The sequence below is a fragment of the Paracoccus alkanivorans genome (assembly GCF_003697785.1).
GTDB lineage: Bacteria > Pseudomonadota > Alphaproteobacteria > Rhodobacterales > Rhodobacteraceae > Paracoccus > Paracoccus alkanivorans.
Map to the genome: position 1 here is coordinate 141,751 of NZ_QOKZ01000006.1, position 18,284 is coordinate 160,034.

18 protein-coding genes and 1 pseudogene are annotated in these 18,284 nt (G+C 55.9%); 8 read left to right on the forward strand and 11 right to left on the reverse strand.

What is annotated here, in order from left to right; genetic code table 11:
* Positions 1-12 precede the first annotated feature (12 nt).
* The 6 genes from C9E81_RS15730 to C9E81_RS15755 all read left to right on the forward strand — a co-directional run bounded on the left by C9E81_RS15730 (position 13) and on the right by C9E81_RS15755 (position 6,556).
* Positions 13-1,950, forward strand: a complete 1,938-nt coding sequence (locus C9E81_RS15730; RefSeq protein ID WP_122113308.1) for a hypothetical protein — start codon at positions 13-15, stop codon at positions 1,948-1,950.
* Between the two features lie 12 nt (positions 1,951-1,962).
* Positions 1,963-2,724: a hypothetical protein gene (locus C9E81_RS15735; RefSeq protein ID WP_122113309.1), complete on the forward strand. Its 762-nt coding sequence runs from the start codon at positions 1,963-1,965 to the stop codon at positions 2,722-2,724.
* A gap of 3 nt (positions 2,725-2,727) precedes the next feature.
* Positions 2,728-4,914, forward strand: coding sequence for a sulfatase-like hydrolase/transferase (locus tag C9E81_RS15740; protein WP_122113310.1), 2,187 nt, complete (start codon positions 2,728-2,730; stop codon positions 4,912-4,914).
* 279 nt (positions 4,915-5,193) lie between these two features.
* Entirely contained in the window at positions 5,194-5,493 is a 300-nt protein-coding gene (locus tag C9E81_RS15745; protein WP_122113311.1) for a hypothetical protein, read from the forward strand.
* Between the two features lies 1 nt (position 5,494).
* Positions 5,495-6,178, forward strand: a complete 684-nt coding sequence (locus C9E81_RS15750) for a lysozyme family protein (RefSeq protein ID WP_122113312.1) — start codon at positions 5,495-5,497, stop codon at positions 6,176-6,178.
* Positions 6,179-6,181: 3 nt separating this feature from the next.
* Positions 6,182-6,556, forward strand: coding sequence for a hypothetical protein (locus C9E81_RS15755; protein ID WP_122113313.1), 375 nt, complete (start codon positions 6,182-6,184; stop codon positions 6,554-6,556).
* Positions 6,557-6,776: 220 nt separating this feature from the next.
* On the opposite strand, the gene C9E81_RS15760 is transcribed toward C9E81_RS15755, so the two are convergent.
* Positions 6,777-6,986 carry an H-NS family nucleoid-associated regulatory protein gene (locus C9E81_RS15760; protein ID WP_166461945.1) on the reverse strand — a complete coding sequence of 70 codons (210 nt, stop codon included), beginning with the start codon at positions 6,984-6,986 and terminating at the stop codon, positions 6,777-6,779.
* A 357-nt stretch (positions 6,987-7,343) separates the two neighbouring features.
* Between C9E81_RS15760 and C9E81_RS22710 the strand changes: the two genes are divergently transcribed.
* Complete coding sequence (locus C9E81_RS22710; RefSeq protein ID WP_147457612.1) at positions 7,344-7,544, forward strand: hypothetical protein; 201 nt, start codon at positions 7,344-7,346, stop codon at positions 7,542-7,544.
* A gap of 267 nt (positions 7,545-7,811) precedes the next feature.
* Here the strand turns inward: C9E81_RS22710 and C9E81_RS15765 are convergent.
* A pseudogene (locus tag C9E81_RS15765) lies at positions 7,812-8,051 on the reverse strand (IS5/IS1182 family transposase); the annotation flags it as partial.
* Between the two features lie 158 nt (positions 8,052-8,209).
* Here C9E81_RS15765 and C9E81_RS15770 point away from each other — a divergent pair.
* On the forward strand, positions 8,210-9,448 hold the full coding sequence (locus tag C9E81_RS15770) for a calcium-binding protein (protein ID WP_122113315.1): 1,239 nt from the start codon (positions 8,210-8,212) through the stop codon (positions 9,446-9,448).
* A 138-nt stretch (positions 9,449-9,586) separates the two neighbouring features.
* Here the strand turns inward: C9E81_RS15770 and C9E81_RS15775 are convergent, their stop codons facing one another.
* The 9 genes from C9E81_RS15775 to C9E81_RS15815 form a co-directional block, all read right to left on the reverse strand.
* Positions 9,587-9,928 carry a hypothetical protein gene (locus C9E81_RS15775; protein ID WP_147457613.1) on the reverse strand — a complete coding sequence of 114 codons (342 nt, stop codon included), beginning with the start codon at positions 9,926-9,928 and terminating at the stop codon, positions 9,587-9,589.
* Positions 9,903-10,637 (reverse strand): hypothetical protein, encoded by a 735-nt coding sequence (locus C9E81_RS22715; RefSeq protein WP_147457614.1) that lies wholly within the window; start codon positions 10,635-10,637, stop codon positions 9,903-9,905. Before C9E81_RS22715 ends, C9E81_RS15775 begins: the two co-directional genes overlap by 26 nt.
* A complete protein-coding gene (locus C9E81_RS22720) occupies positions 10,637-12,181 on the reverse strand; it encodes a sulfotransferase family 2 domain-containing protein (protein ID WP_147457615.1) in 1,545 nt (514 codons plus the stop codon). The genes C9E81_RS22715 and C9E81_RS22720 overlap by 1 nt, the downstream gene beginning before the upstream one ends.
* A 60-nt stretch (positions 12,182-12,241) precedes the next feature.
* Positions 12,242-12,913, reverse strand: a complete 672-nt coding sequence (locus tag C9E81_RS15785; RefSeq protein ID WP_166461946.1) for a class I SAM-dependent methyltransferase — start codon at positions 12,911-12,913, stop codon at positions 12,242-12,244.
* A gap of 406 nt (positions 12,914-13,319) precedes the next feature.
* Positions 13,320-13,601, reverse strand: a complete 282-nt coding sequence (locus tag C9E81_RS15790) for a hypothetical protein (RefSeq protein WP_122113319.1) — start codon at positions 13,599-13,601, stop codon at positions 13,320-13,322.
* Positions 13,570-14,598, reverse strand: a complete 1,029-nt coding sequence (locus C9E81_RS15795) for a DUF5131 family protein (protein WP_122113320.1) — start codon at positions 14,596-14,598, stop codon at positions 13,570-13,572. Before C9E81_RS15795 ends, C9E81_RS15790 begins: the two co-directional genes overlap by 32 nt.
* A gap of 320 nt (positions 14,599-14,918) precedes the next feature.
* Positions 14,919-15,515: an Isoquinoline 1-oxidoreductase subunit gene (locus tag C9E81_RS15805; RefSeq protein ID WP_122113321.1), complete on the reverse strand. Its 597-nt coding sequence runs from the start codon at positions 15,513-15,515 to the stop codon at positions 14,919-14,921.
* Positions 15,516-15,529: 14 nt separating this feature from the next.
* Positions 15,530-17,668: a xanthine dehydrogenase family protein molybdopterin-binding subunit gene (locus C9E81_RS15810; protein WP_122113322.1), complete on the reverse strand. Its 2,139-nt coding sequence runs from the start codon at positions 17,666-17,668 to the stop codon at positions 15,530-15,532.
* Positions 17,669-17,671: 3 nt separating this feature from the next.
* Entirely contained in the window at positions 17,672-18,133 is a 462-nt protein-coding gene (locus tag C9E81_RS15815) for a (2Fe-2S)-binding protein (protein ID WP_122113323.1), read from the reverse strand.
* Positions 18,134-18,284: the final 151 nt, after the last annotated feature.

The following is an 18,284-nucleotide window of genomic DNA, read 5'->3' on the forward strand; positions in this document are numbered from 1 at the left end:
GCCATCGGGGCTTTGCAGGAACAGATTTCAGACCTGACCACCTTCAATGACCCAGGCAACGTTGTCATTCCGGTTTCGTCGGACCCGGAAGGGAAGCCGACAACGGGGGTTCGGGCGAATACCGGCCGCTTATGGTCCCCGCTCGGGTTGGATATGAGCGCCGGACCGTTCTTTGCTGACCCTGGCAATAGCATCCAGGTTGTCGTGGAGAGCGAGAACCATGTCCCCATTTTCGGCGTGGATCTAGAGAACAACCGGGCTTGGATGCTCGACATAAATTTTGATGAATTGCAGGGACAAATTGATGAACTGCAGGAAGTTCTGTCTGGCATTGCATCGCTCAATCTCGACCCCGGAAACCAAATAGTGGCTATCTCCGAGGACTCGGCGGGGGTGCCGACGTCGGGCGTCACGAATGACAAGGGTCGCCTCTGGTCGCTGTTCGGGCTGGACATGAGGGGCCAGCAATACATCCAGGACCCCGGCAACAACCTGAGCACTTTCGTGGAAAGTGAAAACGGAGTGCCAATTCTTGCCGTGGAAACAGGCAACAACCGGGTTTGGGCGCTTGGATACCAGCTCGACTCGCCCATTGACCCAGGGAATAACCTGATCGTCCTGGTAGATGATCTGAATGGAAGCCCCATTATCGGATGGGACGCCGGGACAAACGCGCTCTGGATTGCCGGGGCTTCCGAAGATGGCGCCGGTAACGGCGGTTCGACCGTCAAGTTTGTAGATCCCGTGACCGGCGTTCAGCCCTATATGGCGATCCAGTCGGACGCCGTGATCCGCTACATGGATGGCGCGAAATGGCCAGGGCGTCTGATCGGCTTCGAGGAGCGGATGATCGGCCAGTTGCCACTCGCGATCGCGCAGACGCCGGATCCCGCGCTTGGCATCGTCGCCTTCGGCGGGGGAACGACCTATGTGCAGACGCCCGCGAATGGCTATCCGTGGCATGTGCTTGATACCGATCTATCCGCAGCTGGTGACAACCTTGAGGCGCAACGGGCAGCGAACGAGTTCCTGACCGGTGAAGATGGGGAAAACGACACGCTCTACACCATCTTCGCGCTTTCCGAACCTGTGTCATCCACGGTTGAAGCGGATGCCTTGTCCGGTTCCCCGGCGCGGCAGAGCATTCTGGGCAAGGTGACGGCGGCACAGGCTTCCGCAGAAGCCTTCGGGAAACGCCTCTACATCGACCGCATCCACCTGTCGCTGCTGGAAGGCCAGCCGAATATCTCGCAGGCGGCTGCCGATCTGCACTATGCGGGCGTGTCGCAGGACATGGCACTGGAACTGGCAACAGCAGCGAAACAGGCCGCGCTGCCCATCACGGTCGTTACGCAGTCATTCGGCACCCGCGACAATGGAGTGAGTAACGTTGCCCTGGCCGAAGGGCGGCTTCACTGGAACCACTGGTCTCTCGGGATTGTCTGCGCAACACCGCGCTACCCCTTCCCGTTGGTAGCCGGTTCTCCTGCTTTGCATACCGAGACGGCGGCGCTGCAAATCGCTGAATTGCAGAATATGGCGGCTCTGGCGAAGCTGGGTGGACACGGGACCGGATGGTTCTGCCCGTCGCTGGAAAACGCGACGATCACCGGCAATGTCATCACTGCGCAATTTGCGTCGATGGATGACACTATCGTTATCCGCGATGCCCTGAACCACGGCTTCACCATCGACGGAGACTCGGCAGGTGCCGTGATCACCGATGTTTCGGTGTCCGGTGTCTACGCCACCATCACCCTCGATATAGCGCCTGTCGATGGCGGCAGCGGGCTGTTCCTGAACTACGCCTACGGGCAGACCGGCGATCCGGGCGACGGCTTTGCCGCGAACCGGGGCAGCATCACCGACAGTTGGAGCATGGAGTCGCGGCACGGCGGCACCCTCTATCGCTACGCTCTTTCCAACCGTGTCGCCATCCTCGCAGCTTAAGGATCATTGATCATGGCACTCATCACCCTTCCTGTTACCGTTCCGGCTCCTGCCAACATCCCCCATGCAGATTACAATATCGGGCGGTTCGATAGCGTCAAAAACTGGCTGACTCTCCACAAGGGGCGTCATCAGGGCCTCAACATCGTCCCGCGCAAAGGTGCGGCTGCCGGAATTGGCCAAGGCGCTTTGACCTTCGAGGCAATCAACGGCTTCGAATATCCGATCTGGCCCGATGTATCCGGTCAACCGATGATCGACTTCAGCACCACGGAAACGTCCAATACATTCTCGGTTGTGTCGGCGCAGCGCCTCGATACAACGTCCGTCGAGCCTTGGGGCATCTTCTTCAATGGCAGCACAGGTGGCACCCCTCGCATCCGCCCTGTCATGGCGGGTGCCGGAGCGAATGCTGGTATCAGCGTTTCCACTTCAACGGTGACGAATGTTGGTTACAGTAGCAGCACTCCGAAGATGGCCGCAGGCGTCGGCTTCGCCGCCTATTACGTGTTCAAGTTCGCCAACATGAACGCTGCCGAGGTGCTGATTTCCTTTGATGGGCAGAACTTCACCAGCACAGGCGTCATCGGAGATATGGTGGGTCAAACCATCGACAACAATCTGGCCTTTCTAATTGGCGGCGCGAATACTGCCGAACGCATGAACGGGCCGGTTCTCGACTTCATGGTCATCGAGGGAGACATTTCGCAGCAGAGCGATCTGGCAGCCGCGATCCAGTCCTATGTCGAGAACGATCTGTTCGGAGGCGCGTAAGCCATGAATATCCTGTTCATCGCCTGCGACGACGCCTGCCACATCAACGGGCAGTTGAAGCAACTGATCTCCGGTTTCACGCTGCCGAACCTGGAAGCCCTCATGGCTTCCGGGACAAATTTCGAGCGGGCTTATTGCGCGGTGCCGATCTGTGAACCGGCCCGCGCCGCCGTGATGACTGGACTTTCCCCTGCCGCCACCAAGTCATTCGACTTCCAGGGGGGCTGGAAAACCTACATCCGTCCCGAGCAAATCTGGCCGTATCGCCTGAAAGAAGCTGGCTATTACATGGTCACGCAGGGAAAAATCTTCCACGGCGGAGGCCCACGCCCCGGCCCGCAACCGCAATGGGTCTATGACATTCTCTATGACGATGTTCCCTATGACTTCCATCAGGCCCAATATGCGCCGGATGAATCGCTTTCCACGGTGATGCCCGGTTACAGCAATGCCGTCGGAACGCCCCGGTCTTGGCCAGATGAAGTTCAGAACATGCTGTATGATTACCGGTTGGCAGATCGGGTGATCAATTTCCTGAACACCTATAGCGGCAGCAAACCGTTCTATTGCGAAGTCGGCTTCTACCGCCCCCACGATCCCCATGAAGCGCCGCAATGGTGTTTCGACGCCATCCCACTCGAAAACGTCCATATCGATGATGTCTGGATGCAGACTTGGGAAGGCTCAGCCTATGCTGATCAGTTCGTTCGTCAGTTCGGCGGTGGCCCCGGCAATGGTCTCGATCCGACGCAGTGGACGGAAGCGCAAAAGCTGGAACTGCGCCAGGCGATCCGCAACTATGCAGCCGGATACATGTTCATGGACTACAACCTTGGCCGGGTGCGAGATGCTCTTGCCGCCAGTCCCTTCGCCAATGACACGATGATTACGTTCTATTCCGACCACGGCTATCACACCGGCAGCCGGTCCCGCTGGCACAAGTTCACGCTTTACGAACAGGCAGCCCGTGCGCCACTGGTCATCAGTGTCCCCGGTCAGACGCCGCAGGTCGTGAACACGCCTGTCAGCCATATCGATCTCGGGGCAACCATTCTGGATTATGCCGGGATTCAGGTCGATTCCGGCTTCCGGGGCGTGAGCCTGCGTCCCTTCATCGAAGGGCAGCCGGGTGCAACGCATGATCCGGTTCCGACCTTCTGGTATGGTTCGTTCTCCATGATCGACAGCGACATGAAGCGAACCACGATCTACAACGATGGATCGTATGAGATGTATGATATTGCCAATGATCCTTGGGGATTTGACAATATCGCGGACAGCGATCCCGACTTCAACGCCAAGCGCGATCTCGCCATCGAAACCGCCTATGACTGGGGCTATCTGCTGGTCGAGAACGCGATTGACACCTCCCGGCCTTCGCTGTTCCAGAGCCTGCTCGGGACCGAGCCGACAGAGGTCCCAGTCTCTACATCCTTCGCGGCATTGGGCGATCTGCATGAATTGGGCAGGAACCCTCATTACAACCTGATGTATCGACATGCGATGACCCCCGGTGAAGTGATGAGGATGCCTGCTCATACGCGCAGCTTTCGTCGCTACGGCGCGACTACGCCCATCTCCAATTTCTCTATCGTCGCGAACGACGAAGATAACGAAATACAGATGGGGGGATCGTGGACGGGTGAGGCGTATTTCGGGGCCGGTGACGACACCCTAACCTCTGGCGCTGACGGTCAGATGACCGTCTACGGCATGGATGGGAATGACCTGCTCCAAGTGACCGGTGGCAGCAAGAAGATTGTCTATGGCGGGGCCGGTAACGACACCATCATCGGCGGTGGCACTGGTGACGAACTATATGGCGGAACCGGCGACGATGACATTCAGGGCCGTGACGGGGCTGACACGATCTATGGTGGAGCCGGGAACGATACCCTTCATGGCGGTGCCGGGAACGATATCATCCATCTGGACGGCGGCGCCGACACGGTGATCGGCGGCGGCGGTAGCAATACCTTCGTGGTGCATCGCAAGGGGCAGGTGTCCACCATCAACGACCTGACTGCCTCCGATACCATCGATCTGTCCGACTGGTCTGCCATTCAACCTGTCGCGGTTGCACAGCAAGGGAACGACGTGGTGGTGTCGGCGGCGCTGGAACGATTGATCTGCCTGAACACCACGGCGGCCACTGTTTCCAGCAGGATCACGGGCGCAACGGTGTCGTGATGGAACGGTGTTGGTGGTGGCGCGCTTCGTGTCTCATCAACTTCCTTTGTTTTGGCGATCCTGACGAACCTATGTGCAGCCGAGCTTGGCGGCGCGGCTGGTGGTATTTCGGGGATCTGATGCAGGTCGTATTCCGTGAGCCGCCCCACTGCGAACGGGTTCACCGGCACTGGCTGTCCCTGAAAAACGGGGTGGAGGAATAGCCACCATATCTGGTATGTTGCAATCACCGGGCACATAGGACGTGCGCCCATGCCGTAACGCATGAGGAACGTCCCTGTGTCTGATGAATTGAAATTCTGGATCGTGATTGTCGGCGCGGCCGTCGTCAAACTTCTCATCACCAAGACCCAATCCGTAATCCAAGCCGTGACCTCGATGGCCGCGGCCATTTTCATGGCCTGGGTTTTCACCGACCCAATCCTGTCTTGGCTGGAATGGCCCGCGGAAAGCTATCGGAATGCCGTGGCAGCCGTCCTGGCATTACTCGGTGACACTCTCATTCGCCGCCTTCTCGAAATCTCGAAAAGCCCGACGGCGGTTGCCGACATTCTCAAATTGTTCGGCGGGAGGAAGTGACATGACGTTCACCCTCTATCACGCGCGCCCGGTTCTCGACCTGATCGGGAAATATGAGGGCATCGGCAGCTATGACACGATCTATGGCGGGATCAGCAAAGATCTTCGCCCGGCAAAGCTGACCTCGATGACCGTCGCGCAGGTTGTCAGGATGCAGGAAACATGGCGAGCCAAGGGCATGAAGTCCACCGCCGCCGGCCTCTACCAGATCCTTTACAAGACGCTGCTGGCGACCATCCAGCAGATGAATTTCGACACGTCACGGAAGTTCGACGCCGCCACGCAGGACTCCATGGCCTATCATCTCCTGACCGGTCGCGGGTTCCAGCGGTTCCTCGACGGCAAGATCGACGCCGACGACATGGCGGTTGCCTTATCCAAGGAATGGGCTTCGCTGCCTGTTCCTCACGACATGCAGGGCGCGAACCGGTGGCTCAGGGCGGGGCAGTCCTATTATGCAGGCGACGGACTGAACAAGGCACATGCCTCCATCCGTGAAGTTGAGGTCGCGCTTGCCGTCGCGAAGGAACGGTATCGCTCTGGCGCACAGCCTTCCGATCCGGTCAGCCCACCGGTTTCCGATCAAGACCCGATCAAGAAACCCGCCGAATCCCCCTCCCCCGGAATGCTGGGCGCCCTGCTCGTCGCAGCCGCGTTCTGCGCAATCGTTCTCGTGAAAGGATAAGCCATGTTCAATCTCATCCGAGAGATTTCCGAAACCGTCCAGCTTGCCAACAGGATCGCAAACGATTCTGGCGGCAACGGGCCTCGCTGGTCGGTCTTTGTCACCAACCGCAGTTTCGTCGCCCAGGTGTTCACTGTGGTGTTCATGGTTCTGGCGCTCTGCGGCGTTCCCTTGCCCATCCCGGCCGATGTGGCGGCCGACACTGCCTATGGCATCGCCAGCGCCGTCATGGCGCTCTGGGCGGGCGCGGAGCGGCTTCTGGGACATACCCGCGTCATCTGGTCCCGCAGCCAGGCCAAGCGGGCGCATGACGAAGCCACGGCACTGTCGGAGCATGACAGGCTGTCGAAAGCCCTAAAGGACACAGGCGCGCTGTGAAGGCGCGCCGGTTGCTTCCGTATTGGTGGAAACGGGTGCGGCGGCGGTGAGCGTGATGCAGACGGCGGGGGCCTGAGACACGTTATTCCCCCGCCATCGAGGCATCATGCTTCCGGGCACGACGCCTTAGGCTATATGGCTGTTGGTTGAGAGACTGTCCATGTCCAACGCCGCGCCCGCATATCGGCTCGATATTCGCACGAATCGTTAGGCAGCCATTTTATCGATGTCTCGAAGGTTTGGCGTTACCCTCGGCCTTATCTCCGACAAGTTCACTGAGTTTGAAACCGTGCTCCTGCGCGACCTCTTTCAGTGCTTTTATCGCATTGGATTTCTGCAGTTTTTCCCGGTTTTCTATTTCAGAAACCAGCCGTTTTCTCAACGCCAACAGCTCATCGCGGTTCATCTCATAAAAAGATGCAGGTTCCATGATTTCTCCCTCCCCTATGTAATAGAATTTTAACAGCCACCTTAATAGTTGACCACTTGGAAAAACCATCCGAAGGATTGAAGGTCTCTGTTCTTGCTGCGAAAAATAGAACGTGCATTCCGCCGCCGCACTTTATCAATGGAGAATATGGCGCGGGCGAAGCTGCGGGAGAGGCTGGATGCGATCACCGGGCGGGATTGTTTGTCGGGGGCTGGCGCGCAGTGAGGACGTGTCGGGTTTTGCCCTATTGGTGGAGGTGAGTGCGAAGATTGCCAGCAACGGTCTGATTTGAAATTTACCCCGTCATACTAGCAGCTTTGATTTGCGCGAGATCGCATTTGGCCTTATAGTGAAAGCATGGATTACTTTGTTGTCGAACTCCGCCATGGAGAAAATAAACAGGTCTGGATCGCATGTAGCGAAACAGAGGAAGACGCGTTGGAACTGGCGCGCGAAGCACCAGAGGCTTTGCCGAACGCCAGAGCGGAAGCGAAAATCCTGACAGGTGAGCCGCCCTACTACTTGAGTCCTGGCACTGTGGTGTTGTGGGTGCCATGACCTCGCAATAAATCCAGATTCGGGAACTAGTATACTAAGTTGGTTGGCGCTTGGCCGCTGGTGATTTGATAAGCTAGGATTCGGCTATCCCTCCACTCTCTTCCCGTCTGGGATATTTTGGGTCGGACGAGTTTCCACCCACACCGTCATGTGATCTGCGCCGAGCCGTCCACATATCGTGCAGCGCGCTCGAGGCAGGATGTAGTCCCGGTGCATCCACGTGGTCAGCGTGACGACTGCGTGATGCCCGCAGGCGCAGTATAGGTTGCGCATGCGTTTGAATTGGCGCGCGTGGCCATAGCGCCCGACCTGCCGAGCCAGCCGTGGCGCGAGGCGGTTATAATTCTGACGAAGGCTCAATCCCGCCTCGGTCGCCAGGGCAACCGATTGCCTGCGGGCACGCTCATAAAGCCGGGCATCTATGGGATGCGCGATATTCTTTTCCATCACCGTCGTGTCCACGCTCACCCGTTTCAGGCTCTTGTCTGTGACTGCACCTGAACTGCGTGCCATGGTCAGGCCGGACTAAGCAGTCTTTTGAACGCCGCGCATGTAATCGGCATCATAGCATGTGATGGAAGACGGTTGACTTACCTGCGATTCTCGAGTTCGAATACACACATCAATCTACAATTTGATAGAGACTCCAAATATTAGGTGGGAAAATGGCAAACGTTACACTAAATTTAGTCGCGATTAATGGGCAAGGGCAGCTCCATACATATCCAAATAAGGAGTATGAGGAAAAGAACCCAGTAGATCACTGGGCTAATCTGGTTTTCGATGAGATAACCACTATTTCAAATGGGCATCATGTTCGTTTAGGCGCTGGTTACGATACGTTCAATTTCACCAATATCGACAATGTGAATAATGTGATAGTCGGTAGAATAGAGGACTTTGATGCGTCGCGGGATGAGATAAGAATTGAGGGTGAATTGTTAGATTTCAACAATCTTCCGAGTTACGTGAGAATCGTTGAATATAATGGCGACCATAATGATCCAGGAGCGGATCCACAGCAATGGATATTGATAGATACCGGTGACGGAAAGATTTTTTACTCCCTAGAGGGAGCCAGAGTGGATATGAATGGAGACGGCGCATCCCAGGAAGGAGATCAGGAGGCACATTTCATTCATGAGGGCAATATTCCAAACTTTTCGACGTTAAAAGATGTAAAGTATACAGATCCTATCAATTTTGTTCCTGACGGTTATACTCCAGATGGTGGAATTGTCTATAATGATGAATATAATTTTGATTTAATAACGCATGATGCAAAAGCGGCCGATGTTCTCGAAGTAATAGCCGGGAGTACCAGCGGTGACCTGATTGCGGCTGGACTTAACGATGACACTGTTGAGGCCAAAGGTGGACATGATCATGTTTGGGGTGGAAGCGGGCACGACACTGTGTTCGGGCAAGGGGGCGCTGATACGCTGGAAGGAAACTTAGGTGATGATCGTCTAGTTGGAAACGTAGGTAATGATCTTCTTCTTGGCGGAAACGGTCATGACACGTTGATTGGCGGAGATGGCAACGACGTGTTGGTTGCTGGCAATGGGCACGACATAATTGAAGGGTCTGCGGGTAACGATAAACTATATTTCGGCAACAGATCCCATGACGCTGGTGGTTGGGGTGAGAATATTGCCCGTGGCGGCACTGGCGCTGATCAGTTTATATTTGAGGGTGTATCTGGCTGGACTCGTGTCGAAGATTTTGAGAATGGTATCGATAAGTTCCGCTTTACCGACCCGAATATAGATAGCATGTCAGATCTTACAATTACTCGATATGCCGATGAAAATAAGGTTATTATAAATTTCAATGATGGCGTCATTCGTGTAGATATCGAAAATGTTAACGCAATTGACGCGAGTGACTTCCTGTTTAATTAAGGATATCACTATAGCCCCGCCAGTTCGTTGCTCGAGTTGGCGGGTTTTCAGTTTGATGATAATTCTCAGGAGCCAAACTGTTCCGGATAGATCCTACTATTCGAGGGACTGCATCAAATTTGAGATACCTCTTGGGTCCTAAGTTGCATCACGATAAAATGGATCATCAATCTCCGGAAAACCGAGATCCGAAGCACTAATCTCACCTCTCGCAGCCGCCAACCCGAGTAAGAGCTGCTGCCTAGCCTCGTCTATCAAAGCGCGAGACTTTAGGAGTTGTGCGGATACAGACGATATTTTTTGTGTGTTCTTCTCTGCTGCACATTCAACCCGGCGCTCCAAGCACTGTAGATAATCATCAGTAAGCAAACGGATACTCTGTAGTATATCTGTTACTGCCTCCTTGTGAGACTGCGGCACTCCTTCGACACGCATAACCACATTATCCTCAGATTCAGTCCATTCCAGCTTGGTTTTCATCGACTCCATCTCCATCATGTATGTATTGCAAATCTTGCTCGAACAGATCATCCAACAGTTCAGGATCCCACCCTGCATTGCTTAATAATCGTTCCTTCTTTCGACCTGCAACACGGCTTTCAGTTGCCGCACTTGCCATTATGTCCGTTACGATGCGCCCGCCGCTTACACTTTTGCATAGCTCTGATATAATCCAATCCGGACGCTCGGCATTCCATACAATTAGTTGGCTATTATCAAGCAGGCATGACTTCAGCCCGCTAATCATAGGAATCCAAGAGGGAATAACCTCAACTGGGCTTGTGTTTCTTGCCGTCTTTAGGTGGTTGGACAAGTATGACACATGATCCACTATGAACAAGTGAAATACAACGTCAAAGCCAGAGAATATCGATTGTAAAAAATTAAATTTATAGATGGCTTTCTTGTATACATCGCCAAAATTTAAAGGTGCTCCCGTGTAGAGGAACTTGGGCCTAGAAAACACGAGAACATCAGCGGAGTCACTAAATTTTTTTACCGCCTCTTCTGCGGTTGTTCCATCCGCCGCTGAAATAGCGTTCTTGAAATTTAGTTCAAACTCATCATCGTTGATAAAATGATACCCACTCTCAGAAACATCTTCGCTAACCGCCTGCATGACGTCACCGATTATATTCTCTGAAACTGCGTCGACACCAATATGAATATGTACAATTTTGTTGCTCATTATACGTCTCCAAATCCGGAGTTCTGAGCGATCTTTCTGCACGTGTCGTAAATCCGAAATTCTTTTTCCCAGAACATTGCCAAACTGGCTTTCGCCAACTCAGAAAGTTCAACCGCAGTCCCTTGAGGCGCCTTGTTGGAGCTAGGTATTATTGCTTTGCCCGCATCAAAACCCATGGTTTTAACTATCTTTCCCCAGTGACGCTCAATATTGCGAGTTTCACAACATAGCAATATATTCTGCTTCTTGTCCTCGTTGAGCAACGCTTCAACAGAGCCAAGATAATGTTCATGTGAGAGCGCAAGATGGAAAATATTCTTAAAGGCGAAATTTGCTGCCGACTTTAGCCTGTCGTCTTCACTATAAAGTGCTTCAGCCAATGAGTTTGGATTGTGAAAATACTGAAAAGCCACTGCCTCAGCAGCTGTCCAGTTTACATCGTAAACTGGCCTTCCCTGACGCAAACGAGAGTAGAACGCCGAAACAAAGCGTTCCTCCGGATGACGAAAGAAAAAAGCGAGTTTTCGCGTTGGGCCATAGGCTTCGATAGACTTATTTAAGGTCATATTATGGCCGGAGAGAATTACGTTCTTTTCCCTTGCTTCGTTCTGAGAAATTTGGGACTTTAAGAACGTCCCCCCAGTTTTCCCGATATGTAGGAAGCAGATGATGTGATTCGCGTCCTGATCGCTTCCAGACTCATGCTCGTTGTAAAGACTGGTTTGGGCTTTTTCTATTTTATCAATCAAGGATGTGCGGATATTTCCGATGTCGTCAGAAAGGAATTGAACATTGTTCATGTTTGATAAGGCATTAATGTCGGATATGTACAATTCCATCATTTCTCGCCTTTGCCGTTCGGTGAACAGCTCGAAGCTGTCTATAGATGAGAGCCGGTCGGCAGAGCTATAAGCTCCTCGTTCCGATAGGGTTCTAATTAGGGTATTTTGATCAAATCCGGAATTATGCTTTTTTCGCTGGAAAGACGTTTCTTTAAGGGCTTGCCATTTGCAAACAGCGATGAGCTGTTGCTTTGGGTTTTCTGTCTTCCATTGAAACTCTCGAACGTATATTTTAACGTCCTGTGGGAGTACTGCGCGGACGTCTTCTACAACTTGAGCCCAGCCTCGTTTTGAAGCAGCGATTTTGTTGATTTGTTCTGCGGAGGGTAGATCGATACCGCTTTTTTGTATGCAGAATGATATGGCCGACTTCCAGTAATCTTCATGGTTGCGGATTGAGATATATACCCTCTCTACTCTGTCGAATAGATGCCCGATCCTTTGCAATTTTTCTCCAGCGTCGGGGTATAATTTCGATGAAGAAATATTATTCTCCATATATCCAATTATATTTTCGTCACTATAAATTGCACCTTTGCCCTTAGGTTTAAAGTAATCAAATCTTACTTCTCTGGACCTAGGGGGATATAGCAAGTCATATCCAGACTTGCGGAGCTTTTCGTCGTTCTGATGGAGATACACCTGTAGACCAGTCGTGCCAGTTCGATGTGCGCCGAGGTGCAATATCACATTTTTAGTCATCTCAATACTTCCGAATAGTTTTTGCGCTCGAACTTGTTTGTCTGGATGGTGTCATTGAACTCATCGTCTCGAAACAATATCCCGTTTTCTCTTTATTGCCCATTGCCCGTACTCATCGAGATGGAGAAGCGCATATTCTTCGTGTTCGCAGAACGCATATAATGCGTTGTATATTTCTCCAACCTGGCCGTTGTTTGATATCCAGCAGTCATCACCAAGAATGATGCCATCATCAGAGAGGATCGTGTCAATGTGCTTTAAATCCGCTACAACATCCTCAAATTTATGGCTAGCATCTAGATAGACCCAGTCCAGCGCATTTGGGGAAAGACTCTTCAGCCATTCGGTCGAAAATTCTTTAACGACCTCGCAATCGCAATCCATTTCTTTTGCGCGAATTGCCGCCGCCTGTTGTGCGCCTGCTGTTGGGACTCTTACATGGTTTGTGTACGCGCCCCAATTAGGAAAGTGTGATCCATGTAATTTATCCCAAGGGTCGACCAAGAATAGCTTTTTCGGCTTGCAAACTTCGGCGAGGATAGGAGCAAACAATCCCGTAAAAACACCTATCTCTGCGCCGGTACGGCCTTTTGGAACAAGGCGTAGAACACTCCGGCGCTTGTTCAATCTGTGGCGCCCGGAACTTTCGGCGATGCCGACTTCCTGATACGTGTTAAACAGCTGATCCCATCCACTAGGATCAGCTGAGGAGAGATGTGAGTTGTGAGACACGATGATGATCTCTCTGGTTGATATCTTGCATGTTTCGAACCGCCAACCTAGGGCTTACGTGGGGGGATTGCAAAGCACATCGAGTTGTTGCGTAAGCTTCTCTCGCGCAATGCAACTCAATGTACCTCCGACTGTTTCGACTAGCTGTCGTGGTGCTTTTCCAACTTGTCCGGTCTCGTTGATGAGGAGGTAGGGGGCCGCTTCGAGCCCTATATCGGCAGCCCGTCTATCTTGGCAAGCCGCCCGTATCGTACCGTTCCATTGTATGCACAGCGCTCCCTGAACCAGCTTGGGCGCAAGCTCCTGATTCTATGGGCGTTGATGTTGCGACCGCCCGCCGATGGCATCTCTGTGCCAAGGTGGGTCTGTGATGATCCACAAAGGAGGGCGGTTATGTCGGAGATTGTCACGCCTCTTCAAGTGGTTTGAACTCGGCGCCGGCATTCGCGATCCGCGCACACAGATTTTCCACATGAGCACGAGCGTCCTCGATGTTGCCGAACCATTCAGACCAGCACGCCATGTCGGTCTCATCGGCAATATCGCGCTCCCAGAAATCCAGAATGTCTGCCAATGTAGCCGCGTGTTCAGGGCAGAAGGCGCATTCGCCAGCCGGCTGAAATTTGTCGCCGGGATAGATTCGCTGGCCGCATTCTTCACAGATATACAGATGCTCGCGGTCGGTCATGGCGAACCTCCGGCATTTCGTCCCATGTGCGGCCGTCCAGCAGGCGACCTGCGCGCTTCTTGCCGACCTTATAAACAAGGTTTGTTGAGTGACCTGTGAAGCTGTGGGCAGTGAGCCTGTCGGCGCGGTCATCGCCACAGACCACATAGCGCCGCATCCAGTCGCTCACGTTCCCCCACCGGTCAGTTATTGGCCGGTCCTGCGTCATTCCGAACGCATCGCCCGGTGCCCACTCGCCCCATTGCTTAAAATGGAACGCCACGCTCGCCGCCTGGCACTGATCGCGCAGGGACCGCGCCCACGCCGGGTGTATCGGCCGCGCGCCGGGACCGCTCTCGCCACCGACGATAACGAGGTCCAAACCGTCTATGATGCCACCGCCTATGTCCTGACGCTCGTACCCGTCCGTACTTAAATGAGTGGATACTCCTGGCAGAATAGGTTGAACACCGATCCAATGTCGCAGATCCACCTGACCCAGCAGCGGCTCCATCGACAGGAATCGCACCGCCGCCGGGACCGCCAGCAGCTTCGGAATATCCCGGTCGGCCTCGGCCTGATCGGTGACGGTGCAGCCAAGCCAGACATTCGGATACAGCCGTTCGAAGTCGAACGGCACCGGCAGCATGTTCGCGATGTTGCCCGGCCGTTTCGTCAGCAACATCCAATCCAGATTCGGCGTCTGGACAATCAACTCCCACAGATCGCGCCGCCATTCGGTCGGCACTGCGTTGTCAAACACATCCGCGAGGCTGGCACAGAACACACGCTTCCGTTCGCCGGCTGCTGCCGCGGCGCGATCCCATGCCAAAGGCTTACGCCAGTTCGCCTGGCTGGTGCACTTCCGCTCGCCGTGTGGCCCCCATTCGACCCGGCCATAGCGCGTGTCCATCATCGCCTCGGCATAGCAATGGTCACAGCCCGGCCCGACCTTCTGGCAACCGATCCACGGGTTAAACGTGTGATGGGTCCACTCGATCTTGCTGTTCTCAGCCATGGCGGATTCTCCGCCATGACACCCCCGATTTACGAAGTGTGCTTAGGTTCACTGAACCTGCGTGAACCTGATTTCTTTGGACAGACATAGAACATCCCCTGTATAAGAAGCGTTCTATTGGCTGAATTTCAGTATCTTGGCGGGCGGCGGCTTCGTTCACATCGAAGATGTCAGCGGTTCAAATCCGTTATCACCCACCATTATCCCAATAGCCTGGCTGCCATTGACAAAGCGCCCTCAGGTTCAATGAACCTGCAGCGGGCCGCTTTCGGGCAATAGCCCGCTCCAGGCCGATTGCGTTGAACATCGCACAGATATGATTAACCCGGGCAGGCCGCTCCGGTGTCGATCCAGGCCTGCGTCAACTGGCCGAACAGTTCCTGCGAGCCCGGAGCGGGGGTGCGGCCCTCGCCCGGCTCCCAGCCCCAACCGACAAGACCGTCCTCGGCCATATGCTCCTGCAGTTCCTCCAGCGAGCGGCCGCCATTGCGTTCCGGATCCTTGAGTTGCTCGCAGATCTCGCCAAGGCCAAGCCCCGCCCATGCCATATCAACCGGGGCGAGCGACCATGGCTCGTGGCCGGGAATGCTCTCGACACCGCCGACGCCGGTGGTCTCGAAATTCTCGGAACCGTGACAGGTATTGCAGGTCATGCCGGGCGCACCGAAATCGGCGTCGCCGCGCACTACCGGGGGCTCGTGCGGCTGCATGTCGTCGCCCTGTGTCGGGCCGCCCTTGGGGTGACAGTTCAGGCAGCGTGGATGGGTAAGGACCTTGCCCATCTCTTCGAAGATCGCGGCAGAGCGTTCGGTCTGATCCTCGATGCTCTCGAAATCGTCGGGCGCGCGCAGATCCTGCGCCATCGCAGGGAAGGCCACCGCCGTGGCCAGCGCAAGCGAAAGGGGGAAGCGTTTCATGCGGGTCTCCTTTCTCATGCGACCGGGATGATGGGCAGGCGGCGATAGGCATTGCCGGTCATCCGGCGCCACGCATTGGCGATGGCCGGGGCGATCGGCGGCGTGCCGGGCTCACCCACGCCGGTGGGCGCCTCGGCAGAGGCGATGATCGCCACCTCGATGGCGGGCATCTCGGGGAGGCGCAGGATGCGGTAGCTGTCCCAGTTCCGCTGCCGGATCAGGCCGCCCTCGTCCAGCGTGACTTCGCTGTAGAGCGCGGCGGACAGGCCGTAACCGATGCCGCCCTCCATCTGCGCGCGCACGACATTGGGATTGACGGCCAGCCCGCAATCGACCGCGCACCAGACGCGGCGGACATGGGGAATGCCGCCGCGGTCCTCGATCTCGGCGATCTGGGCGACATAGCTGCCGAAGGATTTCACCACCGCCACGCCATAGCCGTAATCGCCCGATTGGTCGGCCATCTCGGCCACGCGCTGCAGCACGGCCCTTTCGCGGGGATGGTCCTCGCCCATCAGCGCGAGGCGGCCCTCGATCGGATCCTTGCCGGCTTTCTCCAGCAATTCGTCGATGAAACATTCGACCGCAAAGCCGGTATGGGTATGTCCGACCGAACGCCACCACAGCGTCGGGACCGGAGATTCCATCTGCGCCCAACGCAGCCGGTGATTGGCCATGGCGTAATGCAACTCGTTCGCACCCTCGAAGGCGGTGGAATCCGGGCCGCCCTGCAGCATCGCCTCGAATGGCGTGCCCATGATCACGGATTGCGTGGCGATGCCGTGATCCCATGCCTTGATGCCGCCCTGATCGTCCAGCGCGGCGCGCATGTGATGGACCGTCAGCGGCCGGTAATAGCCGCCCTGCACGTCATCCTCGCGCGTCCACATCAGCTTGACCGCGCCCTTGCCATTGGCCTTGGCGACCTCGGCCGCCTCTGCGGCGAAATGCGAGTCGGGCGTGGCGCGGCGGCCAAAACTGCCGCCTGCCAGCATGGTGTGCAGGCGGACATTCTCGACGCCGAGGATCTTGGCGATGGTGCCCTGGTCCCCGGTCTGCATCTGGCTGCCCATCCAGACCTCGGCCTCGCCGTCGCGCAACTCGACAACGGCATCCAGCGGCTCCATCGGCGTATGGGCGAGATAGGGGAAGACATAGGTAGCCTCGACGACTTCGGCGCCCTCAAGCGCGGCCTCGACATCGCCGGACTTGGTGATCTCCCATTTCCCACCCGCCTTGGCGGCGGCGGTCCATTCCTCGATCATCGCATCGCTCGAACGGGTCTCGGCCTCTGCCTCGTCCCACTCGATTTCCAGCGCGTCGCGCCCCTTCAGAGCGGCATAGGTATTGTCGGCATAGACCGCGACGCCGGTCGGCACCTGCGCGACCTTTTGCACCCCGGCAACCTGCAAGGCGGCGCTGTCGTCGAAACTCGCGGCCTTTGCCCCGAACTTGGGCGGATGGGCGACCACGGCGGTCAGCATGCCGTCGCGATAGACATCCAAGGTGAACTGCGCCGAGCCATCCGTCTTGGCGCTGCTGTCCACCTTGGGAAGATCGGTGCCGATCAGCCTGAACTGGGCGGGATCCTTCACCGGCGGATCTTCTGGTGCGGTCTGCTGTGCCGCAGCCTCGGCCAGTTCGCCGAATGTCGCGGATTGACCACCCGCGCTGACGATACCCTTGTCGATGGTGATCTGATCGGCGGGCACGCCAAAGCGCTCGGCGGCGGCGGCGATCAGCATCGCCCGCGCCCCCGCCCCGGCCTTGCGCATCTGCATGAAGCTGTTGGCCATCGCCGTCGAGCCGCCGGTGCCCTGCATCCCGAAGGCGAGATTGGCGTATTTCTCGACATCGGCGGGCGCGGCGGCGGCGCGCATCTGCGACCAGTCGGCATCCATCTCTTCGGCGACAAGCGTGGTCAGGCCCGTATAGGGTCCCTGCCCGAACTCGATATGCTTGATCAGGACGGTCACGGTATTGTCGGGGGCAATGCGGATGAAGGCATTGGCCGACAGCTCGCCCGAGCCCTCGGGAAGTTCGTTGAAAAAGGCGGCCGCGCCGGATTTCTGCTGCGCGCGGGCAAGTCCCGGAAGGGCGACCGCGACGATCAGCCCGGACAGGAAGGCGCGGCGGTTGGTATGGATATTCATGGCTCAGCCCTCCAATGTCCTGGCGGCGTCGTGGATCGCCTGCCGGATGCGGACATAGGTGGCGCAGCGGCAGATATTCCCGGCCATCGCGTTGTCGATATCCTCGTCGCTCGGCGAGGAGACCTGCTGCAAAAGCGCTGTCGCACTCATCACCTGACCGGACTGGCAATAGCCGCATTGCGGCACGTCGATAGCGCGCCATGCCGCCTGCACCGCCTCGGCCTCGGGGCCGCTCAACCCTTCGATCGTGGTGATATCCGAACCCTCGACCATGGAAACCGGCGTCACGCAGGACCGGCGCGGCGAGCCGTCCAGATGCACCGTGCAGGCACCGCATTGCGCGATTCCGCAACCGAACTTGGTTCCCGTCAGGCGCAATTCGTCCCGCAGAACCCAGAGCAGCGGCGTATCGGGATCGACATCGACGCTGCGCTCTTCTCCATTGACTGTGAAGCTGATTGTCATGCTGGCATTCCTCTGCTGGCGAGCAAAAGGTTAACGCGAAACCGGACGGTTTACGAGTTCTTGAAATCCGCGTGTTTGATCCCATGTCGGTTAATCATGCCATCGGCGAACACGTCCTTCCCTTCTTCTTTGTGCAAATTCTTTGTGCAAA